A 25,523-nucleotide genomic window follows, 5' to 3' on the forward strand; every position below is an offset into this window, starting at 1 on the left:
CCTCAGGGCTGCAGGTACCGGCGCAGCAGCAGGCGCAGTTCGGCCAGCAGCTGCTCGCGCACGGGCGGCGCCGCGGCGAACGCGTCGTGCAGCACGGCGTCGGCGGCGACGAAGGCCACGCGGGCACGCGCCACGGCATCCGCGTCGTCGACGATCAGGCCGCTGGCCCCGAGCAACTGCGCCGCGGTGGCCGCCATCCGCTCCTTGTGCGCGCGGCGGTCGGCGTCGATCGCGCTGCCGGCGGATGCCGTGCCGAGCGATCGCACGGCATCACGATCGCGGTAGACCTCCGCCACGGCGTCGATCACGTGCGCGACGGGGTCGGCGGGCGGCGTGCTGGCGCGGGTGAGCGCCACCGCCTCGTCGAGCAGGGACTCGAGTCGTGCGTGGTAGTCGGCCACGAGCGCGCGCACGATCGCGTCGCGGTCGGGCAGGTACTGGTAGAGCGCGCCGACGCTGACGCCCGCCGCCTCGGCGACGCGGGGGAGGCTGAGGGCGGCCACGCCCTCATCGGCGACGAGGGCCGAGGCGGCGGCGAGGGCGCGCGCCACCTTGTCGCGGGAGCGCTGTTGTCGCGGCTGTCGCTGCAACGGGATGCGGTCCCAGGCGGGGGCGGTCGGATCGAGGGGCATCATCGCTAATCAAACTTGACTTTGGTTTGTGGTCGTGTCCATGCTAACGCCATGACAGCGACGTCAGACATCGACACCGCCCGCACAGCGGTCGCCCACGCCTCCCGCACCCTCGCCGCGGCCGGGCTCCTCATCGGCACCGCGGGCAACGTCAGCGTGCGCGTCGGCGAGCTCGTGGCGGTCACCGCCACGGGGGCCGTGCTCGCCGACATCGAACCCGAACAGGTCACCGTGCTCGACCTCGCCGGCCGGGTCGTCACGGGGGAGTGGGCGCCCACCTCGGAGGCGGCTCTGCACCTGGGCGTGCTCCGCTCGGCGCCCGCCGACCGCGTCGGTGCCGTGGTTCACACGCACGCGCCCCTGGCCACGACCCTCTCGCTCGTGCTCGACGAGGTGCCCGTCGTGCACTACCAGCAGCTGCTGCTCGGGGGCACGGTGCGGGTGGCGCCGTTCCATCCGTTCGGCAGCGTCGAGCTGGCCGCGGCCGTCGGGGCGGCCCTCGACGGGCGTCTCGCCGCGCTCATGGCCAACCACGGCGCCGTCGTCCTCGGCGCCGACCTGCGATCCGCGGTCGAGAACGCCCTGCTGCTCGAGTGGGTCTGCGAGCTGTACTGGCGGGCACGGGCCATCGGCGAGCCGCGAACTCTGGATGCGGCCGCGCAGCGCTCGGTCGTCGAGGCGGCGACCCGGCTGGGCTACGGCACCACCAAGAAGGTCGACGCGTGAGCGTCCTGCCCGCTGGCCCGCTGGCCCACGGGCGTTCGGCCGAGGTCTTCGCCGATGGTGAGGACCGCGTCGTCAAGCTCGCCTTCGCCGGCATCCCCGAAGCGGATGTCGACCGTGAGGCCCGCGACTCCGTGACGGTCTATGAGCTCGGCATCACCCCGGTGCGCTGCCACGGGCGCGTCGAGATCGACGGGCGGCACGGCATCGTGTTCGACCGCATCACGGGTGTGCCGCTGACCACGATCGCCGAGCGCAACATCCTGCGCCTGCCCGAGGTCGGCCGCACGCTCGCGGCCGAACACGCCGCCGTGCACGCCGTCACGACCGATCGGCTGCAGGACGTCCGCGAGCTGGCGCTGGCGCAGCTCGACACCCCCGCGTTGGCGGCTCTGGATGCGGACGAGCGCGCGCGGGTGGCCGAGCGCATCCGCCGGCTCCCCGCGGGCGACGCGGTGCTGCACCTCGACTTCCACCCGCAGAACGTGTTCGTGCTGCCGGAGCGCAACGTCGTGATCGACTGGCAGAGCGCCGTGGCCGGCCAGCCGGCCGCCGACGCCGCGCTCACCCGGCTGCTCTTCCGCGAGGCGGAGCTCTTCCCCGGCACGTCCGCGCCCATGCGTGTGGTCTACGCGGCCGTCCGCCGCATCCTGTTGCGCCACTACGTGGCCGAGTACCTGCGCATCACCGACGTCACCACGGCGGATCTCGACCGGTGGGAGATCGCGGCCCGCGTGCTGCGCCTGGGGCTCCTCGACATCGCGTCGGAGCGCGCGCGCATGATCGCCGGCATCCGAGCCGACCTGGCCGCGTCGTGACGGGGTTCGCCCGGTCGTGGCCGACCGAGGCCGTCGACGTGCTCGTGATCGGTGGTGGCATCACCGGCGCCGCCACGGCGTACGAGGCCGCCAGTCGGGGACTGCGGGTGGCACTGGTCGAACGGGGGGATGTGGGCGGGGCCACGTCGGCGGCGACCGGCAAGCTGATCCACGGCGGGCTCCGCTACCTCAAGAATCTCGAGGTGGGTCTCGTGCGCGAGTCGCTGGCGGAACGCCGCACCCTGCTGCGCATCGCGCCGCACCTCGTGCGCCCGATCGGCATGGTGCTGCCCGAGCCCGGCCTCGTCGAGCACGTCGGGCTCACCGCGTACGACCTGCTCTCGGCCGATCGCAACCGGCTGCCCGACCGTGCCGGCCACATCCCGCGCCACCGGTCGTTGTCGGCGACGGCGCTGCGCGAGCGCGGCCTCGGCCACATCGACCGCGGGATCCTCTACTACGACGCGATGATGTCGTCGCCGGAGCGCCTGACGCTGGCGTTCGCCGAGGCCGCCGCGGCCGCCGGGGCGCACATCGCGACGTACACCCGCGCCGAGACGCTCCTCGTCCGCGGCGGCAGGGTGCGCGGGGCGCGCGTGCGCGACGCCGTCACCGGCGAGGTCGGCGAGATCGTCGCGCGCGTCACGGTCGACGCCACCGGGCCGTGGCTGCGCGAGCTTCTCGCCCGCACCCCCGAGCTCGCGGCGCTGGCAGGGCCCACCCCGCACGTGCGGTCCGAGGGGATCTACCTCGTCACCCGCCGCCTCACCGACACCATGGTGCTCACGGTGTCGGCGCACGGGCACTTCAGCGTCGCCCCGTGGCGCGACCGCAGCCTGATCGGCCCCACCGAGACCCCGTACACGGGCGAGGTGGATGCGTGGCGGCTCACCCGCGGCGCGATCGAGCGCTTCGTGGGCGAGATCAACGCCGGCGCGCGCCTGCCCGAGACCCTCACGCTCGACGACGTGACGGCCGCGTACGGCGGGCTCCGCCCCCTCGGCGACGGTGCCGGCGACGACACCTATCGCGCCTCGCGCGCCTCCGGCCTCCACGATCACGCCGCGGACGGCGCCCCGGGCCTCGTCTCGGCGCTGGGTGGCAAGTACACGACGTCACGGGCCTTCGCGCAGCGCATCGTCGACCGGCTGGAACGCACGCACGGACTCTTCTCGGCGCCGAGCGCCACCGCCCGCACGCCGCTTCCGGGCGGCGACATCCTCGACATCACGGCGGCGGGCGCCGCGCTCCGTGCGCGTGCGGCGGCGGCGGGGGTCGCCGCCGACACCGCCGACATCCTGCTGGCCCACTACGGCACGCGCGCCGACGACGTGCTGGCGCTCATGGCGACCGACCCGCGGCTCGCGGTGCGCGCGACATCCGACGGCGAACCGCTCGCGACGGTCGCCTACGCGGTGCAGCACGAGGCGCCCGAGCACCTCGTCGACGTGCTCATGCGGCGCACCGGCATCGGGCTCGTGGGGGATCCCGGTGACGCGGTGCTCGATCTCGCGGCCGACCTCATGGCCGAAGCGCGGGGGTGGGATGCCGCGCGTCGGCGCACGGAGCGGGATGCGGCCGCCGCCGCAGTACGGTTGCCCGAGGACTGATCGGCGCCAGGATGGGTCAGGGAGGAGCGACATGACGGGGAAGCTCGACGTCAAGAAGGACCTCGATGGCTATCAGGCGCGGCGCGGCCAGTTCCGGGTCATCGAGATACCCGTGACGCGGTATCTGATGGTCGACGGGCACGGCGATCCCAACACGTCACCGGCGTATACGCAGGCCCTGCAGGCGCTGTACCCCGTGGCGTACACGCTGAAGTTCGCGAGCAAACGCGAACTCGGCCGCGACTACGTGGTGCCTCCGCTGGAAGGCTTGTGGTGGGCGGACGACATGGATGCGTTCACCACGGCCAGGGATAAATCGCAGTGGGACTGGACGATGATGCTCATGGTGCCCGAGTGGATCGACGAGACGATGTTCCACGCCGCCGTCGCCGCCGTGGAAGCCAAAGGATCGGCCGATCGGCTGGAGGACGTGCGGATCGAGGCCCTCGCGGAGGGTCTCTGCGTCCAGACGCTGCACCTCGGATCCTTCGACGACGAAGCAGCCGTGCTGGAAGAGATGCACCAGGAGTTCATCCCCGGTCAAGGGCTCCGTCTGAGCGGGAAGCACCACGAGATCTACGTCAGCGACGTCCGCAAGGTCGCTCCCGACAAGCTCCGCACCATCCTGCGCCAGCCCGTCACCAGGACCTCGCGGTCATCCACCGAGCAGGAGTGACGCTCGGCGGCGTCCTCGGCGTGATGCGCCTAGAGAGGAGACGAGTCCTCGCCGCGCAGCGAGAGGACGGCGTCCCAGACGGCCTCGGCGACCTCGCGTTTCGAGCCGGCGGCGTCACCGACGGCGGCCTCGGTGAGCAGCAGCACCGCGTTGTCCGCGGTCTCGAACCCGTGCTCCCAGCCGACGTGGTTGACGACCAGCAGGTCGGCACCCTTGCGGGCGCGCTTGCGGCGTCCCCGCTCGAGCAGTTCGTCGCCGGATGCGGTCTCGGCGGCGAAGCCGACGATCGTCTGCCCGGGGCGGCGCTCGGTCGCGAGAGCAGCGAGGATGTCGGCGTTCTCGACCAGGGTCAGGGTGAGGGTGCCGTCGGTGGATTCCTTCGAGAGCTTGCTCTCGGAGACCTCGGCGACCCGGTAGTCCGAGACCGCCGCGGCCATGACCACGACATCGGCGGCCTGCGCCGCATCCGTCGTCGCGCTCTGGAGCTCGGCGGCCGTGCCGGCGCGCTGCAGCGAGATGCGCGGGTGGGTCGCGGCGGCGAGCACATCGCTCTCGATGTGCGCCGCGATGAGCGTCACACGCGCGCCGCGGGCCGCGGCGGCGGCGGCCAGCGCCACCCCTTGCCGGCCGCTCGAGCGGTTGCCGAGGTAGCGCACCGGATCGAGCGGCTCGCGGGTCCCGCCCGCGGTCACGACCACGTGCAGATCTGCGAGGTCGGCGGGCCGGCGGGCCTCGAGCGCGACGCGCAGGATGTCGGTCGGTTCGCTCATCCGGCCCGGGCCGCTGTCGCCGCCGGTGAGGGGGCCGTCGGCGGGGCCCACGATCACGACCCCGCGCGCGCGGAGTGTGGCGATGTTGGCGACGGTGGCCGGATGCCGCCACATCTCGGTGTGCATGGCCGGAGCGATCACGACCGGCGCGGTCGTGGCCAGGAGCGTCGTGCCGAGCAGGTCGTCGGCGATGCCCGCCGCCATCTTGGCGATCGTGTTGGCCGTGGCGGGCGCGACGATCACGAGGTCGGCCTGCTGTCCGAGCGCCACGTGGCGCACGCGCGACACGTCGTCGTGTACCGAGGTCGTGACCGGATTCCGGCTGATCGCCTCCCAGGTCGGAAGGCCCACGAAACGCAGGGCATCGGCCGTCGGCACGACGTGCACCTCGTGGCCCGCGCGGATGAGATCGCGAACCAGATGTACCGTCTTGTAGGCGGCGATGCCGCCGGTGACTGCGACGACGACGAACACGCTCCGATTCTCGCACGCCCCATCCGCCGCCGAAGGAGTCCTGCTCGATGTGCACCGTGATCGTCCGGGTCCCCGAGGATCCCGCCGTGCCGACGAGGCTCCTCGCGATCAGGGATGAAGACCCCGACCGGCCCTGGCATCCGCTCGGGGCATGGTGGCCCGACGAGCATCCCGGTGTCGTCGGTGTGCACGACGTGCGCGCCGGGGGTGCGTGGCTCGCGGCGGATCCGGCCACGACCCGACTCGCGGTGCTGCTCAATCGTGCCGACACCTCGCCGCTCGCCGACGACGCCGTGCTCTCGCGCGGCACTCTGCCGCTCGCCTCGGTCGAGGGGACGCTCGGTGATGCTCCGCCGCCGACCCGCGGGTTCAACCTGCTCGAAGTCGGCCCCGAGGGATCGCGGGTCGTCTCGTGGGACGGCGAGAGCCTCCGCGCGGTGCCCCTCGCTCCGGGCACGCACATGATCGCGCACGACGACCTCGACGATCCGCGCACCGCGCGCATCACGACGTGGTTGCCGCGCTTCGCCGAGGCGCCCGAGCCGCAGGACGACGACGCCTGGTGGGACGACTGGCTTGCGATCGTCGCCGAGAGCGCGGCGCTGGCGGCGACGGATGACCGCGCGCTCATCCGCGATCACCGGCATCTGGGCATCCCGACGCTGTCGCTCATGGTCGCCGTCGCGAGCGTGGGCGGAGACGCCGCCGAGCTGGATGTGCGCGACGCCACGCTTCCCGCCCCGGGGGTGTGGGGCCGGATCGGCTTCTAGCCGAGCGAGCTCGGGAGGTCGAGTCGCGCGAAGAGACCGGGATCAAGGAACGACGTGATGCCCGAGATGGCCCCGTCGGTGACGTCGAGGAGCGTCAGCGACCAGGGCTGATGGGGCTGATCGGCGTGCTCACCGATGTAGAAGGCGACGGCGACCTGCCCGTTGGCCGTGGTGACGAGGGTGCGCCAACTCGGGCACAGCGTCATGGGTACGGCGTGCGCGAAGGCTGCGACAGCATCCGAGCCGGCGTACCACTCCACGAGCGGGGGCATCTGCCAGGTCACGTCGGGAGCGAGCAGGTCGATGAATGCTCGGAGGTCGGATGTGGCGAGTGCCTCGGCGAATCGGTGGGCGAGTGCGAGCGTTGCTCGCGAGGGCTGAGGCTGCACGGGCTGATCGGGTGGTGCGTTGTGCTTCGCTACCCTCCGTCGACCCCGCGCGAGCGCGGAGTGTATCGACGCCGTGCTGGTCCGCATCGCCGAGGCCGCATCGGCGGCCGAGAAGCCGAGGACGTCGACGAGGAGGAGCGCCGCTCGCTCATTGCCGCTCAGGCGCTGCAACGTCGCGACGAAGGCCAGTTCGATGTGCTCGGTGCGCTGAGCCGAGGCTGCCGGGTCGGGGTACGGCGTCAGCCACTCGATCTCGGTGTCCGGTACCGCGTAGGCGGTGGGCTCGGTGGTGGCGGGGCCGAGATCGATCGGAAGCGCGCGTCTTCCCCGAGCCTGCGCCGCATCCAGACACGTTCGGGTGGCCACTGTGTAGAGCCATGTTCGCAGTGAGCTCCTCCCCTCGAACCGGTCGAACGCTGTCCAGGCTCGGAGAAGTGCATTCTGCAGAGCGTCGTCGGCGTCATGCACGGACCCCAGCATCCGGTAGCAGTGGGCATGCAGGGCGGGGCGCAGAGGCGACACCGCCCGATCGAACCGGCGGCGAGCATCCTCGTCTGCACCCTCCGCGCGCTCGGGGGCGGGAGCATCCAAGAAATCTTGCGCCATGCGACGATTCTGCCCGTCCTGCCCGGTCTCACCTATCGACAGCACCCCACGATTCAGGAGGACCCATGCCTTTCGACCCCATCGCCCTCGACCACACCTTCACCGCCCCGATCGGCGTCAATGTCAAAGGCGAGGTGTGGGCGTGTGTCGAGATGCCCGACTCTGCCGCGTTTTTCGGCACGGGTCGTTCCGTCCGCGTAGATCTCACCGTCGACGAGCTTCCGTTGTCGAACGTCGGGATGATGGTCACCGGAACGGGTGGTCACATGGTGTCGCTGAACGCCGCGGCCCGCCGCGCGCTCGGCAAGGGCGTGGGGGATGCGGTCACCGTCCACCTCGTGCGTCGGGTCGCGTGATGGCAAGGTCCGCGCTCTGGTCACTGATCCATGCCGAACGTCGACGTCTTCACGACCAGGTTCGGCCTCTCGCCGCCGAGCAGTGGCAGACGCCCGCACTCGTCGGCTCATGGACTCTCGAAGAGACCATCGCGCACCTGACCGCGGGCGCAGAGCAGAGCATGGCCGCCTGGCTGCGCAGCGTGTTCTCCGCGCGCTTCGACTTCGAGCGCCATAAGGAGCGGGGGGTGGCCACGAGGATCGGCGCTACGCCGGACGAGACGCTGGCCAGGTACGAACGGGCGATCCGAAACACACGTCGTGCAGCAGGCCCGCTGATGGCGGCACTGGGCGAGGTGCTGATCCACGGCGAGGAGATCCGTCGACCCGTCGGCATAGCGGCACAGGTACCTGCGGACACAGCGGCGACAACGTTGCGATGGTTCGCGCGCCATGACTTCACCGAGTACTCGCGCTCACGAGCGAAGGGCCTGCGGCTGGTTGCCGACGATGCGGACACCGTGATCGGGGGAGGGGACGAGGTGTACGGTCCGGCGCTCACACTTCTCCTCGCGCTCGCCGGGCGACCGGTTCGCCCGGGCGAACTGCGCGGGTCCGGTGCCGCTGTCTTGATCGACCGGGGCGGAGCGGAGTGGAAGCCGCAGCGTTGAGCGAGCAGAATGCCTCGTCGACGAGCGCCAGCGCGGTGCCGAGCGCGAGAACGGCGAAACCCTGTGGACGGCCCATACGCCTGGTGGGACGACTGGCTCGCGATCGTGGCCGATGTGCGCGACGCCACGCTTCCCGCCCCGGGGGTGTGGGGCCGGATCGGCTTCTAGCCGACGAGCGAAAGCGCGGTGACGAGCAGCGACCGCCGTGGACTGCGGGATCGTCGAGAGACGGCGCCTGCACGAGGGGTGTGCGGGCTACCCTGGCCTCTGTGACGCTTCTCGACGCACTCGGGCCCGTGTCGGCTTTCGCCGAGTTCGTCGAGCTCGGCGGGTACACGGTCGGCGGCGATGGTGACGACGTCGAGGTGTGGAGCAGGGGCGGTGAGGAGCGCCACCGAATCCGCGCAAGCGACTCCGGCTACCTGGTGGCCGGAGCGTCGCGATCGGAAAGCTATGTCACGGAGCTTCAGGCGTCACGGCTCGAGGACGTCGAGCGGTATCTGACCTTCCTTATCGGCAACGCATCGATCCGGGGGATGCGTGGACACGGGCTGCTGGCGACCAGTACTCAGGTAGCGCCCGCTGCCGGCACCGCGTCGGCGACCGACGGCGAGGGGAACGTGCGTCTCTGGAGCGTGGCCTATCCGAGCCGGACAGTGACCTTCCTTCGGGGGGTTCCCTGGGAGTCCCGAACGTTCAGCCATCTCATGGGTGTGCCCCTCGGGATCCTTCGACGAGCGCTGCTGGACGCACACGGATCTCCCGTCTTCGACGTCGCGCAGCCCCAGGCGAGCCCGCCCGCCGTTCTGCCCTGGTCGCCCGCGTGGCTGTTCTCGACAGCCTTCCGGGAGTTCGTCGCGCTCGGCGGCGCCGAGGTGACGGCACGTGGCGACACGGTGCACGTCGGTGACGAGGAGGCCGGCTACGACGTCTCGGACACGGACGGGTGGTGGCGCGTTCGCCGGTACTCTCGTGGTCTTCACGACACGACGCTGCGAGCGCGGCGAGCCGAAGATGTCGAACGCTATCTCCTGCTGAAGCTCGGTCCGGCTGCCCGGCACGCGCCCCAACTGATGCTCCCACTCCTGGTCGAGCCCACTCCTCCCGCGGAGATCGCGCACGGGCTACGGTTCGAATCCGTCGCACCCGGATGGGTGTCCGTGCGCGGGGCAGACGACTCGGAGCGGGGCATCGAGATCGCCGACGCCGGAATCATCGCCGCACGGGATGCCCGCGACCTCACCCACCTCCTCTCCGCGACGCTGCCGGACATCCGCGAGTCGTACCTCGACGCAACGGGATCCCCGGCGCTGACGCCCGTATGCGTTCCCGTCAGCCCCCACGTCTCCGCGCCGCCCGTGGTGGCGTGGGCAGAGCTCTCGCCTTCGGACCGTCGACTCGCGGACGCGGGATTTCGTCTCTTCTGCTCCCTCAGCGCGCAGTCGGGGAAGGCGTTCGGCGATCCCGTGTCCGCGGTCCCGTTCGATGCGGGAGTCGCGGTGTTCCGAGCGATCCGCGGCGGCGGGATGATCCTCGTCGCGCATGATGAATCCGTGCTCTACCGGTCGTCGTCGTACTCTTTCGAGCGCGCTCTCGCCGAGTTCCGCGCAGGGGCGCGGACACCGCGGGTCTCCTTCGGCAGCTGATCGGCGCGCTCATCCTGTCGGTTGCGTGCCGCGGTGCAGCAGGGGGTTGCGCTCGTCGGGCAGCGACGTGTGCAGAGAGTTCCGGAGCGCGGCGTCGAGCGCTTGGTACCGCAGACCCGTGTGCGTGATGAGCGGCAGATTGACCGTGCGTCGCCGGTTCTGATCCCAGGAGATGCCGACGAATGCGGTCCGGTCGGCGTCAGTCGTCCAGATCATCACAACGGTCTGTCCGCCGTCGACCTGATGAGGAAGGGGGGTGTAGACGGCCGGGTCGCCCGTGGCGAAGCGCCTGTGCACCTCATGGAAGAAGCTCTGATCGCTGAGGTGGAAGCCGTAGTAGCGCTTACGCAGCCGGGTCCCGGTTGCCGCCACATGCCATGGGCGGGAACCGACCACGAGGAGGTGCACGCCCCACGCGACACCCGTCAGTTCGATCGCGATCATGACGAGAGGCGTGATGCCGCCCATGCGGGTGCGCACGAGAGCTGAATCCTCGGTGCCCTCGCGCGCCCACGTCGCGAGCTGGATGAAGTTCTCTGCCGTGAGGACGATGGAGACGGCGGCGATCAGGATGAGTGCGATCGCGAGCACGGTGAGCCCCGCGAGTCGTTTGCGCACGAACCGCGGATCGGTCCGGAACGTCTTCTCGAAATGGGTGCTCACCGCTCCATCATGTCTCTGTCAGCTGGTCGCAGACGGACGCGGTGAGGTGATGTGCCCTCAGGAGATCGCGGCACCATCCCGGCCGTCTGTCTCGTCGACGAGCGCCAGCGCGGTGTCGAGCGCGCCGAGGGCGGCGGCGTTGTCGACCCGGGTCATGGCGAAGGCCGTGACCACCAGGGCGGTGCACGTGTCGGCCAGGCGGTCGATCTCGGCCGCGGATGCTGCGGGGTTCCGGGCGGCGGCGCCGCGGGCGAACGCGTGGCGCAGCTCGGCTCGATACGCCGACACGCGCTCGGCCACGGCGGCGTCGAGTGCGAGGGGGGATCCCGCCGTGTTGACGAGCAGGCATCCGTTCTCGCCGGCGGGGGAACGGGGAACGGCCAGGGCCGCGCGCAGCCCCGTCAGGTAGTCGTGCAGGGCCGTCGGCGCGACGTCCTCGACCAGAAGAGGCGCGAGGCGGGGGCGGACGACCTCGGTCAGGTAGCTGTCGACCGCGGCGTCGAAGAGCCCGCGCTTCGAGCCGAAGGCGTGGTACAGGCTCGACCGCGCGAGGCCGGTCGCCCGTTCCAGCTCGGGCACCGATGCGCTCTCATAACCCTGGCGCCAGAACACGGTCCGGGCGGCGCGCACGACCTGCTCGGTGTCGAAACCCTGTGGACGGCCCATGCGCTCTCCTGTTGTGTAACGGTCGTCTCAGTATATAGTGGAAAGATCGTTACAGAAGTCGGGAGCACACCATGATCGTCGCCGGTCTCATCCTCACGGGCCTCGCCGCCCTCATCCACGTCTACATCTTCTGGCTCGAGTCCATCGCCTGGACCGGTGCGCGTGCCCGCCGCACCTTCGGCATCCGCAGCGAGGAAGAGGCGCAGCTCACGCGCTCGCTCGCCTTCAATCAGGGCTTCTACAACCTCTTCCTCGCCATCGCCATCGCGCTGGGCATCGTGCTGTTCGCCGTCGGACACGCCGCTGTGGGGGCCACGCTCGTCTTCGTCGGCGCGGGATCCATGGTCGCGGCAGGCCTCGTCCTGATCCTGTCGAGCCCGTCGAAGGCGCGCGCCGCCCTCATCCAGCTCGTGCCGCCGCTCGCGGGCATCGTCCTGCTCGCCGTCGGCCTCGCGCTCTGACCCCTCCCCCCGAAAGGACCCCGATGACCTCCGCCATCAGCACCCAGATCCAGCTCGTCTCCCGCCCCACCGGGTGGCCCACCGCCGAGGACTTCCGCACCGTCCAGGTGACCTACGGCGACCTCGCCCCCGGGCAGGTGCGCGTCGAGAACGAGTACCTCTCGGTCGACCCGTACATGCGCGGGCGGATGAACGACGTCAAGAGCTACGTGCCGCCGTTCCGCCTCGGCGAGACCATGACCGGCGGTTCCGTCGGCCGCGTGGTCGCCTCCGCATCCGACGACGTGCCCGTCGGCGCGCTCGTGATGCACGACTTCGGATGGCGCGATGTCGTGCAGGAGGACGCCGCGGGCTTCCGCGTGGTGCCCGAGACGCCCGGCGTGCCGCATTCGCTGCTCCTCGGGATGCTGGGGATGACGGGGCTCACGGCCTACGTCGGACTCACCGAGATCGCGCACCTCCAGCCCGGCGACACGGTCTTCGTCTCGGGTGCGGCGGGCGCCGTCGGCACGGCCGTCGGTCAGATCGCGAAGCTCCTCGGCGCGGGCCGGGTCATCGGTTCGGCGGGCACGCCCGAGAAGGTCGCGCGTCTGGTCGAGGTCTACGGCTACGACGCCGCGTTCGACTACCACGACGGTTCTGTGGCAGAACAGCTCGCCGCGGCCGCGCCCGACGGCATCGACGTGTACTTCGACAACGTGGGCGGCGACCACCTCGAGGCGGCTCTCGGCGCCTTCCGCGACGGGGGCCGGGCGGCTCTCTGCGGCGCGATCGCCGGTTACAACACGGAGGATGAGCCGGTCGGCCCGCGCAACATGACCAACATCATCACCCGCTCGCTCATGCTGCGCGGCTTCACGGTGGGCAACCACCGCGACCTCGCGCCCGAGTTCCGGGCGCGGATGACGGAGTGGTTCTCGCAGGGGCGCATCGCCTACGACGAGACGATCGTCGACGGCATCGAGAACACCGTCGATGCCTTCCTCGACATGATGCGCGGAGCGAACACCGGCAAGATGCTGGTGCGCGTCGGGGTCTGAGCGGCGCTCAGGACTCCACGGGCTGCGCGGACTCGGTGTCGAAGTGCTCGGAGACGAGCATGATGCCGCCCGAGGAGTTGGCGGAGTTGGCGAGCTCCTCGATCCACTCGCGGCTGAGCGTCGCGGGCTCCGGGTCGTCGAAGACGAAACGGAGCGGGATCGAGGGGTGCAGCCAGATGGTGCTGCGGCCGTGCTCTTGATCCTCGGGGTGACGCCACGAGAGCGTGAAGCTCTCGCCCCGTCGCAGCTTGGTCGCGATGACCACTTTCAGGTGCGCGAGTGCGCGATCCTCGATGTGGATCGGAGTCGCGCCGCCGCCGTAGTGGATCGTTCCCATGCCGCCACCCTAGCCGCGACCGGCGCTATCGCCGAGAGGCCACCCGTCCTTTTCTCGGCGACGGCTGACATATGCTCGACCCGTGGGGCGATTCATCTATGACACCGGCGGCAACGCGGTGGAGATCGAAGACCGGACGCTGGCGCACCTGCGCATCGTGATCATGAACAAGCTTCGCCGCGGCGAACCGTTCATGTTCGACGTCGAGGTGGGCGACGGAAGCGGTCGTCGTAGTTTCTGGGTGCACCCCGCCGTGCCGCTCCAGTTCCACTTCTACGGGTCGCGTCAGCCCAAGGTCAACCGCGCGTGGGTCGAAGACCTGATGCTCGCGGCATCCGGCCCCAGCGGGCTCTCGATCGTGCCCGAACCGCCGGACGAGCCGGTCGAGCACCTGGGCTGACGCGATAGACCCCCGTTCGGGGAGTGTCAAGGCCTCGCGCCGTTCCGGCCGTGCTCGTGCAGGGTGGTGTCATCCGTTGGAGGTGTCCCCCCATGACCTCATGGCCCCAGGAACGAGAAATCGACCCGCATCCGGATGAGCCTCACTACGAGGCCGTCCCGGGAATCGACGTGATCGACGGTGAGCTCGTGCCGCGAGACGTCAGCCTCATCTGGCCATCACTGCGCTGAGAGTGTCGAGCACGCGCTCGTGCACGAGGGTCCGCGCGAGCGGCTCGCAGTGACCGGCGGCGCCTTCCGCCGCCGTGAATGAGATGACCTGTGAGACCGCCGGCGTCATCTCGGCGAGTCTCGCCGACTGACCGGGCCAGAACTGCTCCTCCTCGGGCGACGTGATCAGCAGCGGCGTCGTGATCGCCGCCGCCTGCTCGTCCGTCAGGGCGAACTCGCGGATCCGCCGCAGCGTCGCCGCGTATCCCGTCGTCCCGAGGGGGCGCGCGCGAAAGGCCCAGGTCGCGGCGGTGCCCGGCGACACCCGCATGCCCAGGGCCATCTCGTTGTCGAACCGTGCGTCCTTGCCCGCGTCGAGGAGCCGCACGAGCGAGGCCGGGATGTGGTCGAACCAGGATGTCGACACGTCGACGACCCCGGGATCGACGATCGCCGCGGCGAAGCGATGCTCGGACGAGAGCGCGCGGGGAACCCAATAGCCCGCCTGGCTGATGCCCCAGACCACGAGACGCCCCGCATCCACATCCCGCCGCGCGACGAGCGCGTCGACGACCGGACGGAGCACGTTCTCCCAGTCCGGCCGGAACGGCACGCCCTGGTCGATGAGCATCGACTGCTGGCCGGGGCCGTCGAACACGTAGGCGTGATGGCCGCGCTCGAGGGCCGCGGCGACGCCCGTGCCCCACAGCCCGCTGACGGATCCGTCGCTGCCGTTCACGAACACGACGGTGCTGCGGGCTCCGGGCCCGCCCCGGAAGAAGAACCCGGGCATGACGGCGTCGTCGAGGCGCACGTCGACGCGCTCCGCGGGGGTGGGCAGCGCGGCGGCGAACCGCTCCCACGCCGCGCGGTGCGCCGAGAAGAGATCGGATGCGGCGGCGTCGTCGTCCGCGGCGCCCGCCGCGTCGGCGGCGACCGCCAGGTAGTTCGCGGCACGCAGCGACGCCCACCGCGCGGTCGGGCCGGTGGCTTCCACGGCATACCGGTCGACGCGCTCACCGAGATCGCGCCAGGCGCGCGCCCAGCCCGCCGTGTCGGTGTTCTTCACCGGGCCGACCGCGGCGAGCACCTCGCCCACGTCCGCGCCGCCGGCCGGCGCCTGCCCGACGATGCCGCGGACGGTGTACTCCCGATCCGCGTTCTTCGCGAACGATCCCGCGAACGGACTCGTGACGTGCGTCATATGCGTCCCCCCATCCCCGCCCCGAATCTAGCGCTCGGATCCCTCGCGGGCGAGTGCAACGTTCCTCGCCGTGCCGGCCATGTACCGGGTGTAGACACGACCAGAGGAGAGACATGGACACGTCGCCGATCGACACGCTGCTGCGCCGAAGCGCCCCACGCGGGGCATCCGACGATCCGGGCGTCACGGGGGAGCTCGACCGCATCGCCCTCGCCGCTCGGGTCACGGCGACACGGGGCCGTCGCATCCGGCGCCTGTCATGGGTGGCGGTGCCGGTGCTGGCGGTGCCGGTGTTCGCCTTCGCCTCGACGGCGGGCACGGATCCGCGGTTGGTGCCTGATTTCGAGATCCCGGTCTCCTACGTCACAGACACGGGACGCGAGATCGAGTGCTCCATCGAGATGTTCAACGGCGAGATGAACTACGTGGAGACGAACGTCGAGGCCGTCGAGTACATGCGCGCGCAGGACTGGGACGGCGTGGGGCAGCGGATCTACGACCGTGCGCTCGAGATCGAAGCCGTCGGCGGCATCTCGCCGTGGCAGGTGGCGGAGAACGACGCGCTGATGGCGGGTGCGCCCGACGATCTGTTCCTCAACGGCGGCATGGGCATCGAATCGACCTGCACGGGAGAGCTGCATTGAGCGCCGACCGGTCCACGGAGACACCCGGGACCGAGGCGAATCGTGTGGCGGCCGCGGTGCGGAGGGAGTCCGGTGCGCTGCTCGACTACTTCGTCCGCAGGACGCCGGTCAGGGAGGACGCGGCGGATCTGCTTGGCGAGACGCTCGTCGTGGTGTGGCGCAAGGCGCGCTCCCTGCCCGTCGATCCGACCGAGGCGCGGATGTGGATGTTCGGCATCGCACGGCGTGTGCTCTCGCAGAACCATCGGTCGGGCACACGGCGACGAGCGCTCGCCGAGCGGCTGGCCGACCATCTGCGCAGCAGCGGTGCGCCGTCGGACGACGACCACCCTGACGTGCGCGAGGCCATCGCGCGGCTGGAGGAGATCGACCAGGAGATCATCCGTCTCGTCTACTGGGACGGTTTCTCCCTGGTCGAGGCGGCCCGCGTGCTGAAGATGAACGCCGCGACCGTGCGCAGCAGGCACGCACGGGCACGCGCCCGCCTGCAGACGGCGCTGGGATCCGAGGCCGCATGCGTCTGACGGGTCGGCGCCCGCCGTGCGTCAGGACGAGCCGACGTGCCCGACCGCCACGGTCGTCAGGCGTTCGTCGCGCGCGGTGATCGCGTGGACGTCGCCGGTGAGAGCGACCGCGCTCTCGGCTGCGCGCACGGCGCACGAGGGGCCGGTCCACACCTCGATCCGTCCCGGCTCGACGACCCGTCGGTACGTCAGGTCCGAGAACGCGAGACGGGCGGCGGGCACCGAGAACGAGACAACGGCCGCCTCACCGGGTTCGAGCGCGACCCGGGCGTAGCCGACCAGCTGCGCGACGGGACGCGTGAGCGAGGCGACGGGGTCGTGCGCGTACAGCTGCACGACCTCGACGCCGGCGCGGGCGCCGACGTTCTCCACGCGGACGCGAGCGCGGAACCCCGCCGACGTCGTCGCGTCGTCGTCGACCCGCAGATCGCGGTGCGCGAATCGGGTGTACGAGAGGCCGAACCCGAACGGGCGCACCGGCGTGCTGTCGGCGCTCGTGATGGCGTTCGGCCCACCGAGGGGCGGATGCAGATAGCCGAAGGGCTGTGCCCCGGCCGAGCGCGGGAGAGAGACGGGGAGTCGACCCGAGGGCGAGGAGTCTCCGGAGAGGATCGCCGCCACGGCGGTGGCGCCTTCTTCGCCCGGGAAGAAGGCCTGCAGCACGGCGGCGGGCACCGTCTCGCCGTCGAGCGCCCATCCGATGGCGTACGGCCGACCGGAGAGGACCACCAGCACGACGGGTGTGCCGGTGGCGACGATGGCTTCGACGAGTTCGCGCTGGACGCCCGGCAGGTCGAGCGTCTCGGTGTCGTTTCCCTCGCCGACGGTACCGCGACCGAACAGCCCGGCGCGGTCGCCGACGGCGATGATGGCGACGGATGCGGCGCGTGCCGTGGCGACGGCGTCGGCGAAGCCCGAACGATCATCGCCCTCAACCGCGCAGCCTTCGACGCGGTCGATGGCCGTATCGGGGAACCGCGCGCCGAGCGCCTCGCGGAGCGTCGGGATCTCGAATCCTGCGGGGACGCCCGGGTGGTGGGCGAGCACATGGTTGACGAACGAGTAGCAGCCCATCAGCGCCGCCGCCGCATCCGCGTTCGGCCCGATGAGCGCGATGCGCTCCGGTGGGGCGAGCGGCAGCACGCCGTCGTTAGACAGCAGCACGATCGATTCCTCGGCGAGCCGTCGCGCGAGTGCACGGTGGTGAGGCGTGTCGAGGTCGATGGATGCGGGTGCCGGCTCGTCGAACGTCTCGTCGAGGAGTCCCAGCTCCTCCTTCTGTGCGAGCACTCGCAGAACCGCCCGGTCGACGTCGGCGACCGGGACGCGGCCGTCGCGCACGCGCTCGGCGAGCGGCTCGAGGTAGGCGTCGCCGGTAGGCAGCTCGACGTCGATGCCCGCGGCCAGAGCGAGCGCCGCCGCCTCGCCGCGGTCCGCGGCGACCCGGTGCATCGTCTCGAGGAACGCGACCGAGAAGTAGTCCGAGACGACGACGCCGTCGAAGCCCCAGTCGTCGCGCAGCAGGCCGGTCAACAGCTCGGCCGACGCGGCCACGGGGGCCCCGTCGATCTCCGCGTAGGAGTTCATGACGCTCCGCGCGCCGCCGTCCCGCACGGCCATCTCGAACGCCGGCAGGAACACATCCTGCAGCTCCCGGCGCCCCGCGTGCACCGGGGCATGGTTGCGTCCCGCCTGTGACGCGGAGTAGCCGACGAAGTGCTTGAGGGTCGCGTGCACACCCGCATCCTGCAGACCGCGGACGTAGGCGGTGCCGATCGTGCCGACGAGGTAGGGGTCCTCGCCGATGCACTCGTCGACGCGCCCCCACCGGGGGTCGCGCACGACGTCGAGCACCGGTGCGAGGCCTTGGTGCACGCCCAGCGCGCGCATCGACGCGCCGATCGCCTCGGCGACCTCGGCGACGAGCTCCGGATCGAACGCCGCGCCCCAGGCGAGCGGGGTCGGGAAGGTGGCGGCCTGCCACGCGGCGAGGCCGGTGAGGCATTCCTCGTGCACCAGGGCGGGGATGCCGAGCCGCGTCTCGGCGCGCAGGCGTCGTTGCTCCGAGCGCAGCCAGGCGGCGCGCTCGGCGGGCACGACGGGGCGTGTGCCGTACACGCGCGTGAGGTGGCCGATGCCGTGCGCTGCCGCATCCGCGTACCGGGTCGACGAGGCCATCTCGCCGGCCATCGGGGCCACGACCTCGTCGCCCTGATCGACCCAGAACCCCACGAGTTGCGCGAGCTTCTCGTCGAGCGTCATCTGTGCCAGCAGGTCGACGACGCGGGCGCTGGCCGCGGTCACCGCCGCATCCTGTTCGATCGACATCAGCCCTTCACCGCCCCGGTCAGCCCGCCGACGATGCGACGTTCGAAGAGGCTGAAGAACACGAGCGCGGGGATCATCGACAGCGAGGTGAAGGCGAGCACCTTCGCGGTGTCGACCGAGTACTGCGATGCGAACGCCTGCGTGCCCAGCGGCAGTGTGAAGGCGGCCTCGTTGTTGAGGATGAAGAGGGGGAGCATGTAGGAGTTCCAGCTTCCGATGAAGGCGAGGATGCCGACGGTGATGACGCCCGGAACCGCGAGCGGCAGTACCATCCGCCAGAAGAAGCCGAGCCGGCCGCATCCGTCGATCGATGCCGCTTCCTGCAGTTCGGCGGGGATGGCGCCGAGGAACGGCACGAGGATGATGATCGTCATCGGCAGGGCGAAGGCGATCTGGGGCACGATGACGCCCGCGAGGGAGTTCATGAGCCCCAGATCGCGCACGAGGATGTAGAGCGGCGTGATCGCGACCGTCATGGGGAACATGAGCCCCGCCGTGAACAGGGCGTAGTAGGCGCCGCGGCCGCGGAACGAGTAGCGCGAGAGCGCGTACGCCGCCATGAGCCCGAGCGTGACCACGAACGCGGTCGTCGCGAGCGCGGCGATGGCGGAGTTGCCGACTTGACGCCAGAACACGCCGCTGGCGAGCACGTCGAGGTAGTTGCCGATGTTCCAGACGACCGGGAGGCCCGACGGATCGAGGGTGATCTCGGAGTTGGAGCGGAACCCTCCCAGCACGATGTACGCCACCGGCGCGAGCATGAGCGCGACCAGCACGAACGCGACGAAGTAGATCGCGTACGAGCGGGACGGCCGATGACCGGCGGGCGGCCGGCGGCGAGCGCCCGGCGCGATGAGGGCGGCGGTGGCGGTCATTTCGCTCCTCCCGTGACGGCGCCCGCGGTGTCGCGGCGCAGGACGTAGCGCTGATAGATCAACGCGATGGCGAGCGAGATGAGGAACATCACAACGGCGACGGCGCTGCCGTAGCCGAAGCTGCCGGCGTTGCGGCCGTTGGCCACCATGTAGGTCGCCATGGTCGAGGTGCCGGCGGTCGAGGCCACGTATTGGCCCCAGATGATCCAGACCAGGTCGAAGAGCTGCAGCGAGCCGATGATCGACAGGAACGCCCAGATGCGGATGGTCGGCCCCATGAGGGGCAGCACGATGTAGCGCTGGATCTGCCAGTACGAGGCGCCGTCGATCGCCGCCGCATCCGACAGTTCCTCGGGGATCCCCTGGAGTCCCGCGAGGAAGAGGATGACGGCGAAGCCGATGTACTTCCACGTGATGATGACCATCAGCGTCCAGATCGCGAGTGCCGGATCGGAGATCCAGTCGGCGGTGAGCGCGCCGAGCCCGAGCTTCTCGAGCAGGCCGTTCACCGCACCGTTGGACTGCAGCATGAGGCTCCAGCCCAGGCCGACGACGACCTCGGAGATCACGTACGGCACGAAGATCAGCACCCGGATGAGCGATTGGAACCGGAGTTTGCGGTTCAGCAGCAGCGCCAGACCGATCGCGATCGGGCCCTGGAGGATCAGCGACATCACCACGATGAACGCGTTGTGCCCGAGCGCCTCGTGGAAGGCGCTGTCGGTGAGGATCGTCACGTAGTTGCGGATGCCGACGAAGTCGGTGGGGGCGCCGTAGCCCGACCAGCTGAAGAAGCCGTAGTAGGCGGCCAGCGCGACGGGCAGGATGACGAAGGCGACGAACACGATGAGCGCGGGGCCGAGCAGGATCGCGAGCTCGCCGCGGATGGCCCAGCGTTCGCGGCGGCGACGGGTGCCCGGGGCCGGGGGCGGTGTGAGGGCACCGCCCCCGGCCGCGAGGGGGACTTCCGCCGGATCGGCGACGGGGATCACGTCTTCACGGACGGAAGCCATGGGGTGCTCCCTCAGGACTTCGCGGCCGCGGCGTTCACGGCGTCGACGATGTCCTGCGCATCGCCCTTGCCCGCGAACATGTCGACGACGGCGACGTTCAGCGCATTGCCGACGTTCTGTCCGTAGAGCGTGTCGAGCCAGACGACCACGTACGGCGCCTCGTTGTAGGCGGCCAGGACGTCGACCAGTGCCGGATCGGCCACGACGCCCTGCGCCTCGACGGATGCGGGGAGGGTCTTGAACGCGTCGGCGTAGCCCTCCTGGTTGTCCTTCTCGACGATGAAGTTGAGGAAGTCCACGCACTCGGCGGGAGCGTTGACCCAGCAGCTGAAGCCGTCGACGCCGCCCATCATCGCGCCCGCCTCGCCGTCGCCGCCCGGAACCTCCGGGAAGGGGAACCACTTCAGGTCGGCCAGCGGTGCCTTGTCGGGGGTCAGGTCGGTGATGACGCCCGGGTTCCACGCGCCCATCAGCTCCATCGCCGCCTGGTGGTTGGCGAGCAGGCCCGCGGACGAACCCGCGCCCTGCTGAGCGGTCGTGGTCAGGAAGCCGTCGGTGAAGGGCTCGGTCTCGATGAACGACTGCAGATTCTCGCCCGCGGTCAGCCAGCAGGCGTCGTCGAACGACCGGCTGCTCGCCGCCTCGTCGAGGGTGTCCTGCGAGCAGGCGCGCAGCGCGAAGTTGTAGTACCAGTGCGCGGCGGGCCAGGCGTCCTTCGCGCCGACGGCGATCGGGGCGATCCCGGCATCCCGCAGCTGCGCATCGGCGGCCTCGAGGTCGTCGATGGTGGCGGGAGGGGCGGACACGCCGGCCTCGGAGAAGAGGTCGGCTGAGTAGAAGATGCCGGAGGGGAGGACGGCGACCGGGACGCCGTAGTTCTTGCCGTCGAGGGCGAACGCCGAGAGCGACCCGCCCACCGCGTCCTTCGTCGCCTGGGTGAGGCCCTCGGTGAGATCCATCGCCTGACCGGCCTTGACGACGTCGGCGAGCTTGCCGCCGCCGCGGGCCATGAACACGTCGGGGGCGTCGCCGGCGTTCAGGGCCGTCTGGAGCTTGCCGTCCATCTCCTCGTTCTGCACGGACTGGATCTCGATCGTGACGCCGGGGTTGGCGGCCTCGAAGGCCGCGGCCGTGTCCTCCCAGTACTGCTTGCCGTCGCCCGTGGTCGAGTTGTGCCAGAAGGTGAGCGTGACGTTGCCGTCCGCGTCCGTGCCCGACGAGCCGCCGCTGCATCCGGCGAGTGCGAGTGCCCCGACGGCGAGTGCTGCCGCGCCGAGGACGATTCTGCTGGTTCTCATGTGATTCCACCCTGTTCTCTTCATCGAGTCGCCCGGTTCGACGGGCGGTGTGCGGTAGGAAGCACGACGGCGTCGGGCGTCGCTGCCCCGACCGGCTGCCGTGCGATGCTCCCGGAGGTCCGGGGCGCAGTCAGTGTCGCAACGCCCCTTCGGGGTGTCAAACGTTTTCGAAAACCTTTTCCAGGGGGCTAGGCTCCCGGGCATGACACGACGCGTGACGATCCACGATGTGGCCGAGGCTGCAGGGGTGTCGGTCGCGACCGTCTCCAAGGCCGTCAACGGCCGGTACGGGGTGGCGCCGGAGACCATGGCGCGCGTCATGCACCACGTCGACGCGCTGGGCTACGAATCCAGCCTCGTCGCCAGCAGCATGCGCTCGCGCCGCACCGGTGTCATCGGGGTGCTCGTGGCCGACTTCGAGCCCTTCTCGGCCGAGGTGCTCAAGGGCGTCGGACGCGCGCTCGCCGAGACCCCGTACGACCTGCTCGCCTACAGTGGCTCCCATCGCGACGGCGCGGGGTGGGAGCGCCGATCCCTCAGCAGGCTGAGCGGCACGCTCATCGACGGCGCGATCATGGTGACCCCGACTATCGTCAACGTCACCTCCGACGTGCCCATCGTCGCGATCGATCCCCACACCGGGCGCGCCGATCTCCCCACCGTCGAGTCCGACAGCTTCGGGGGAGCGCAGCAAGCCGTGCGTCACCTGGTCGAGCTCGGCCACCGGCGTATCGGGTTCATCGCCGGCCGCCCCGACCTGCGCTCCGCCACGGCGCGCGACGCCGGCTATCGTGCCGCCCTCGCGGAAGCCGGCATCGCCCTCGATCCCGCGCTCGTCGGGGTGGGGCGCTACGAGGGCGACATCGCCCGCGATGCGGCCCTGCGGATGCTGTCGCTCGAGGATCCGCCGACCGCCATCTTCGCGGCGAACGACCTCTCGGCGCTGTCGATCATCGATGTGGCGCAGGAGCGGGGCTTCTCGGTGCCGCACGACCTCTCGGTCGTCGGCTTCGACGACGTGCCCGAGGCCTCGCGGGCCGCCGTGCCGCTGTCGACCGTGCGTCAGCCGATGCAGCGCCTCGGCGCCGTCGCGACCGAGCTCGTCCTCGCCCTGCTCGGCGGCGAGACGCCGGACCAGACCCACATCCGGCTGCCGACCCGACTCGTGGCCCGCGCGACGACCGCGCCGCCGCGCTGAGTACCGGCTCGGGGGTTCAGGCGCCCGTCGGCTGGAGCGGGTCGGCCAGCAGCGGGGCGAAGGCGAGCTCCGCCGCGCCGACGAGGAGACGGTCCTCGGCGAGCGAGGCCGATCGCAGCTCCAGACGCTCGGCGGAGGCCGGCATCGCCTGCGCGCGGACGGCCGCGCCGAGGTCGCCCAGGTCCATGCCGGCGAGCGAGGCGAGGAAACCGCCGAGCACGACCACATCCGGATTGAGCACGTTGACCGCGTTGGCGAGCGCCGTCGCCAGGATCCGGCGTTGCCGTGTCGTCTCGGCCGTGACGCGATCATCCGTCGCGTCGAGCAGTGCCGCCGACAGTGTCGGCTCGTCGGCGGCGTCGAGGCCGAGCGCATCGAGCAGCCGGGCCCGGTTCACCTCGTCCTCCAGTACCCCGCCCGGCACACGGCGATCGGCGGGGTCTTCGATGCCGGGTCTGTTCTGGCCGAACTCGCCCGCGTACCCGCCCGCGCCCCCGAGCGGGATGCCGCCGACGATCAGCCCGCCGCCGATGCCGCTGGCGCCGCCGTTGAGGTAGACGACGTCGGCCGCACCGACCGCCGCGCCGTACCGGTGCTCGGCGAGCGCGCCGAGGCTCGCGTCGTTGCCGATGGCGGTCGGCAGCCCCGTCGCCTGCCGCACCTGCGCGGCCAGCGGCACGTCACGCCATCCCAGGTGCGGGGCGTCGCGGACGACGCCGTCCTCGGCGCGGACGAGTCCGGGCACGGCGAGCCCGATGCCGACGATCCGGTGGTCCGCCAGCTCGCCGTCGCGCCACTGCGCGACGAGCTCGGCGAGCAGCGCGACGGTGTCGGCGGGCGTCGGGGGAGCGGCGAACGCCACACGGTGGCGGGCCAGCACGGTGCGATCGAGCGCGACCGCCGCGACCACGATCGCGTCGACCTCGGGGTTCGCCGCGATCACGACGGCATGGGGGGTGACGGCGACGATCGGAGAGGGGCGACCGGCGCGGCGCGAGGGATCGGGAGGATCTTCGCGAACCAGCCGCTGACCGGCCAGTTCGGCGACGAGAGCCGCCGTCGTCGACCGGTTGAGCCCCGTGGCCTCGGTGAGGGCGGCGCGCGAGAGCGAGCCCTCGCGGTGCAGCAGTTCGAGCATCCGAGACAGATTGCGCTGCCGCATCCCCATGGCGTCCATGACAACAGTGTAGTAAGTTGCGATCAACAACATATACATCCCGTGTCGGGACCCTCGCGAAGGAGCGTCATGCCCACCCCCACACCCGCCGACAAGTTCTCGTTCGGCCTCTGGACCATCGGCTACAACGGTGCGGACCCGTTCGGCGGCCCCACCCGTCCGGCGCTCGACGTCGTGCACGCCGTGGAGAAGCTCGCTGAGCTCGGCGCCTACGGCCTGACGTTCCACGACGACGACCTGTTCGCGTTCGGCTCGACCGATGCCGAGCGTCAGCACCAGATCGACCGTCTCAAGGGTGTGCTCGCCGACACGGGTGTGATCGTGCCGATGGTCACCACCAACCTGTTCTCGGCGCCCGTCTTCAAGGACGGCGGTTTCACCTCGAACGACCGCCAGGTGCGGCGCTTCGCGCTGCGCAAGGTGCTGCGCAACATCGACCTCGCCGCCGAGCTGGGCGCGAAGACCTTCGTCATGTGGGGCGGTCGCGAGGGCGCCGAGTACGACAGCGCGAAGGACATCCGCGCTGCGCTCGAGCGCTACCGCGAGGCCGTCAACCTGCTCGGCGACTACGTCACCGACAAGGGCTACGACATCCGCTTCGCCATCGAACCGAAGCCGAACGAGCCGCGCGGCGACATCCTGCTGCCCACGCTCGGCCACGCGCTGGCGTTCATCGACTCGCTCGAGCGTCCCGAGCTCGTCGGCCTCAACCCCGAGGTCGGCCACGAGCAGATGGCGGGTCTCAACTTCGCCGCCGGCATCGCCCAGGCGCTGTACCACGGCAAGCTCTACCACATCGATCTCAACGGCCAGCGGGGCATCAAGTACGACCAGGACCTCGTCTTCGGTCACGGCGACCTGCACAACGCGTTCGCGCTCGTCGACCTGCTCGAGAACGGCGGCCCCGGTGGTGTGCCCGCCTACGAGGGGCCGCGTCACTTCGACTACAAGCCGAGCCGCACGGAGGACGAGACCGGGGTCTGGGACTCGGCCGCCGCAAACATGCGCACCTACCTGCTGCTGAAGGAGCGCGCTGCGGCCTTCCGCGCCGACCCCGAGGTGCAGGAGGCGCTCGCCGCATCCCGCGTTCCCGAGCTGTCGCAGCCCACGCTCGGCGCCGGCGAGAGCTACGACGACCTCCTCGCCGACCGCGCCGCCTACGAGGACTTCGACGCATCCGCGTACTTTGGGGGTCAGGGCTTCGGCTTCGTCCGTCTGCAGCAGCTCGCCACCGAGCACCTGCTCGGAGCCCGCTGACCCACCCGACCCGCGAGACAGCACTTTCGCGCCGAGACCGTGGGTTAAACCCGCCGTCTCGGCGCCGGGGGGGTGTGACGCGGGTCAGAGAAGGGGGAGACGTCAAGGC

27 protein-coding genes are annotated in these 25,523 nt (G+C 70.8%); 15 read left to right on the top strand and 12 right to left on the bottom strand.

The window, feature by feature from the left end; translation table 11 throughout:
- Window positions 1–2: 2 nt before the first annotated feature.
- Window positions 3–632, bottom strand: a complete 630-nt coding sequence (locus AB0N73_RS03105; protein ID WP_363560253.1) for a helix-turn-helix domain-containing protein — start codon at window positions 630–632, stop codon at window positions 3–5.
- Between the two features lie 51 nt (window positions 633–683).
- Here AB0N73_RS03105 and AB0N73_RS03110 point away from each other — a divergent pair, with 51 nt between their 5' ends.
- The 4 genes from AB0N73_RS03110 to AB0N73_RS03125 are packed head-to-tail and all read left to right on the top strand — an operon-like array spanning window position 684 to window position 4,459.
- Window positions 684–1,358, top strand: a complete 675-nt coding sequence (locus tag AB0N73_RS03110) for a class II aldolase/adducin family protein (protein WP_363560255.1) — start codon at window positions 684–686, stop codon at window positions 1,356–1,358.
- The gene (locus tag AB0N73_RS03115; RefSeq protein WP_363560257.1) at window positions 1,355–2,173 is read left to right on the top strand and encodes an aminoglycoside phosphotransferase family protein; all 819 of its coding nucleotides are present in this window, start codon (window positions 1,355–1,357) and stop codon (window positions 2,171–2,173) included. The genes AB0N73_RS03110 and AB0N73_RS03115 overlap by 4 nt, the downstream gene beginning before the upstream one ends.
- Entirely contained in the window at window positions 2,170–3,783 is a 1,614-nt protein-coding gene (locus AB0N73_RS03120) for a glycerol-3-phosphate dehydrogenase/oxidase (protein WP_363560259.1), read from the top strand. The genes AB0N73_RS03115 and AB0N73_RS03120 overlap by 4 nt, the downstream gene beginning before the upstream one ends.
- A 31-nt stretch (window positions 3,784–3,814) precedes the next feature.
- Window positions 3,815–4,459, top strand: a complete 645-nt coding sequence (locus tag AB0N73_RS03125; RefSeq protein ID WP_363560261.1) for a GyrI-like domain-containing protein — start codon at window positions 3,815–3,817, stop codon at window positions 4,457–4,459.
- A 29-nt stretch (window positions 4,460–4,488) separates the two neighbouring features.
- Here the strand turns inward: AB0N73_RS03125 and coaBC are convergent, their stop codons facing one another.
- On the bottom strand, window positions 4,489–5,703 hold the full coding sequence (coaBC, locus tag AB0N73_RS03130) for a bifunctional phosphopantothenoylcysteine decarboxylase/phosphopantothenate--cysteine ligase CoaBC (protein WP_363560263.1): 1,215 nt from the start codon (window positions 5,701–5,703) through the stop codon (window positions 4,489–4,491).
- A gap of 47 nt (window positions 5,704–5,750) precedes the next feature.
- Between coaBC and AB0N73_RS03135 the strand changes: the two genes are divergently transcribed.
- Window positions 5,751–6,473, top strand: coding sequence for an NRDE family protein (locus tag AB0N73_RS03135; RefSeq protein WP_363560265.1), 723 nt, complete (start codon window positions 5,751–5,753; stop codon window positions 6,471–6,473).
- On the opposite strand, the gene AB0N73_RS03140 is transcribed toward AB0N73_RS03135, so the two are convergent.
- The gene (locus AB0N73_RS03140; RefSeq protein WP_363560267.1) at window positions 6,470–7,468 is read right to left on the bottom strand and encodes an RNA polymerase subunit sigma-70; all 999 of its coding nucleotides are present in this window, start codon (window positions 7,466–7,468) and stop codon (window positions 6,470–6,472) included. The genes AB0N73_RS03135 and AB0N73_RS03140 overlap by 4 nt on opposite strands.
- A 65-nt stretch (window positions 7,469–7,533) precedes the next feature.
- Between AB0N73_RS03140 and AB0N73_RS03145 the strand changes: the two genes are divergently transcribed.
- Genes AB0N73_RS03145 through AB0N73_RS03155 form a run of 3 tightly spaced genes read left to right on the top strand, consistent with a single transcriptional unit; the run spans window position 7,534 to window position 10,120 of the window.
- The gene (locus AB0N73_RS03145; RefSeq protein ID WP_363560269.1) at window positions 7,534–7,824 is read left to right on the top strand and encodes a DUF1905 domain-containing protein; all 291 of its coding nucleotides are present in this window, start codon (window positions 7,534–7,536) and stop codon (window positions 7,822–7,824) included.
- Window positions 7,824–8,474: a maleylpyruvate isomerase family mycothiol-dependent enzyme gene (locus AB0N73_RS03150; RefSeq protein ID WP_363560271.1), complete on the top strand. Its 651-nt coding sequence runs from the start codon at window positions 7,824–7,826 to the stop codon at window positions 8,472–8,474. The genes AB0N73_RS03145 and AB0N73_RS03150 overlap by 1 nt, the downstream gene beginning before the upstream one ends.
- Entirely contained in the window at window positions 8,471–10,120 is a 1,650-nt protein-coding gene (locus tag AB0N73_RS03155) for an Imm61 family immunity protein (RefSeq protein ID WP_363560273.1), read from the top strand. The genes AB0N73_RS03150 and AB0N73_RS03155 overlap by 4 nt, the downstream gene beginning before the upstream one ends.
- Window positions 10,121–10,129: 9 nt before the next feature.
- Here AB0N73_RS03155 and AB0N73_RS03160 read toward each other — a convergent pair whose 3' ends face one another.
- Both AB0N73_RS03160 and AB0N73_RS03165 read right to left on the bottom strand, forming a co-directional pair.
- Entirely contained in the window at window positions 10,130–10,783 is a 654-nt protein-coding gene (locus AB0N73_RS03160; protein WP_363560275.1) for a hypothetical protein, read from the bottom strand.
- A 57-nt stretch (window positions 10,784–10,840) separates the two neighbouring features.
- A complete protein-coding gene (locus tag AB0N73_RS03165) occupies window positions 10,841–11,449 on the bottom strand; it encodes a TetR/AcrR family transcriptional regulator (RefSeq protein WP_363560277.1) in 609 nt (202 codons plus the stop codon).
- Between the two features lie 71 nt (window positions 11,450–11,520).
- Between AB0N73_RS03165 and AB0N73_RS03170 the strand changes: the two genes are divergently transcribed.
- The gene (locus AB0N73_RS03170) at window positions 11,521–11,910 is read left to right on the top strand and encodes a DUF1304 domain-containing protein (RefSeq protein ID WP_363560279.1); all 390 of its coding nucleotides are present in this window, start codon (window positions 11,521–11,523) and stop codon (window positions 11,908–11,910) included.
- Between the two features lie 23 nt (window positions 11,911–11,933).
- Window positions 11,934–12,950, top strand: coding sequence for an NADP-dependent oxidoreductase (locus tag AB0N73_RS03175; RefSeq protein WP_363560281.1), 1,017 nt, complete (start codon window positions 11,934–11,936; stop codon window positions 12,948–12,950).
- A gap of 7 nt (window positions 12,951–12,957) precedes the next feature.
- Here AB0N73_RS03175 and AB0N73_RS03180 read toward each other — a convergent pair whose 3' ends face one another.
- Window positions 12,958–13,287, bottom strand: coding sequence for a hypothetical protein (locus tag AB0N73_RS03180; protein WP_363560283.1), 330 nt, complete (start codon window positions 13,285–13,287; stop codon window positions 12,958–12,960).
- Window positions 13,288–13,369: 82 nt separating this feature from the next.
- On the opposite strand from AB0N73_RS03180, the gene AB0N73_RS03185 reads away from it, so the two are divergent.
- Window positions 13,370–13,687: an ATP-dependent DNA ligase gene (locus AB0N73_RS03185; protein WP_363560285.1), complete on the top strand. Its 318-nt coding sequence runs from the start codon at window positions 13,370–13,372 to the stop codon at window positions 13,685–13,687.
- Between the two features lie 207 nt (window positions 13,688–13,894).
- On the opposite strand, the gene AB0N73_RS03190 is transcribed toward AB0N73_RS03185, so the two are convergent.
- Window positions 13,895–15,100 carry a prolyl oligopeptidase family serine peptidase gene (locus AB0N73_RS03190; RefSeq protein ID WP_363560287.1) on the bottom strand — a complete coding sequence of 402 codons (1,206 nt, stop codon included), beginning with the start codon at window positions 15,098–15,100 and terminating at the stop codon, window positions 13,895–13,897.
- Window positions 15,101–15,213: 113 nt separating this feature from the next.
- On the opposite strand from AB0N73_RS03190, the gene AB0N73_RS03195 reads away from it, so the two are divergent.
- Together AB0N73_RS03195 and AB0N73_RS03200 are read left to right on the top strand one after the other, a co-directional pair.
- Window positions 15,214–15,744, top strand: coding sequence for a hypothetical protein (locus AB0N73_RS03195; protein ID WP_363560289.1), 531 nt, complete (start codon window positions 15,214–15,216; stop codon window positions 15,742–15,744).
- A 44-nt stretch (window positions 15,745–15,788) separates the two neighbouring features.
- On the top strand, window positions 15,789–16,268 hold the full coding sequence (locus tag AB0N73_RS03200) for a sigma-70 family RNA polymerase sigma factor (protein WP_363560291.1): 480 nt from the start codon (window positions 15,789–15,791) through the stop codon (window positions 16,266–16,268).
- A 21-nt stretch (window positions 16,269–16,289) separates the two neighbouring features.
- Here AB0N73_RS03200 and AB0N73_RS03205 read toward each other — a convergent pair whose 3' ends face one another.
- Genes AB0N73_RS03205 through AB0N73_RS03220 form a run of 4 tightly spaced genes read right to left on the bottom strand, consistent with a single transcriptional unit; the run spans window position 16,290 to window position 21,782 of the window.
- Complete coding sequence (locus tag AB0N73_RS03205; RefSeq protein ID WP_363560293.1) at window positions 16,290–18,596, bottom strand: glycoside hydrolase family 3 N-terminal domain-containing protein; 2,307 nt, start codon at window positions 18,594–18,596, stop codon at window positions 16,290–16,292.
- Window positions 18,596–19,471 carry a carbohydrate ABC transporter permease gene (locus AB0N73_RS03210; protein WP_363560295.1) on the bottom strand — a complete coding sequence of 292 codons (876 nt, stop codon included), beginning with the start codon at window positions 19,469–19,471 and terminating at the stop codon, window positions 18,596–18,598. The genes AB0N73_RS03205 and AB0N73_RS03210 overlap by 1 nt, the downstream gene beginning before the upstream one ends.
- Window positions 19,468–20,484 carry a sugar ABC transporter permease gene (locus AB0N73_RS03215; RefSeq protein ID WP_363560297.1) on the bottom strand — a complete coding sequence of 339 codons (1,017 nt, stop codon included), beginning with the start codon at window positions 20,482–20,484 and terminating at the stop codon, window positions 19,468–19,470. Before AB0N73_RS03215 ends, AB0N73_RS03210 begins: the two co-directional genes overlap by 4 nt.
- Window positions 20,485–20,495: 11 nt before the next feature.
- Window positions 20,496–21,782: an extracellular solute-binding protein gene (locus AB0N73_RS03220; RefSeq protein ID WP_363560299.1), complete on the bottom strand. Its 1,287-nt coding sequence runs from the start codon at window positions 21,780–21,782 to the stop codon at window positions 20,496–20,498.
- A 202-nt stretch (window positions 21,783–21,984) separates the two neighbouring features.
- Between AB0N73_RS03220 and AB0N73_RS03225 the strand changes: the two genes are divergently transcribed.
- Window positions 21,985–22,980, top strand: a complete 996-nt coding sequence (locus AB0N73_RS03225) for a LacI family DNA-binding transcriptional regulator (RefSeq protein ID WP_363560301.1) — start codon at window positions 21,985–21,987, stop codon at window positions 22,978–22,980.
- Window positions 22,981–22,996: 16 nt separating this feature from the next.
- On the opposite strand, the gene AB0N73_RS03230 is transcribed toward AB0N73_RS03225, so the two are convergent.
- Entirely contained in the window at window positions 22,997–24,157 is a 1,161-nt protein-coding gene (locus tag AB0N73_RS03230; RefSeq protein ID WP_363560303.1) for an ROK family transcriptional regulator, read from the bottom strand.
- A gap of 69 nt (window positions 24,158–24,226) precedes the next feature.
- On the opposite strand from AB0N73_RS03230, the gene xylA reads away from it, so the two are divergent.
- Complete coding sequence (gene xylA, locus AB0N73_RS03235; RefSeq protein WP_363560305.1) at window positions 24,227–25,414, top strand: xylose isomerase; 1,188 nt, start codon at window positions 24,227–24,229, stop codon at window positions 25,412–25,414.
- The last annotated feature ends 109 nt before the right edge of the window (window positions 25,415–25,523 follow it).

The sequence above is a fragment of the Microbacterium sp. NPDC089189 genome (genome assembly GCF_040685095.1).
Lineage (GTDB): Bacteria > Actinomycetota > Actinomycetes > Actinomycetales > Microbacteriaceae > Microbacterium.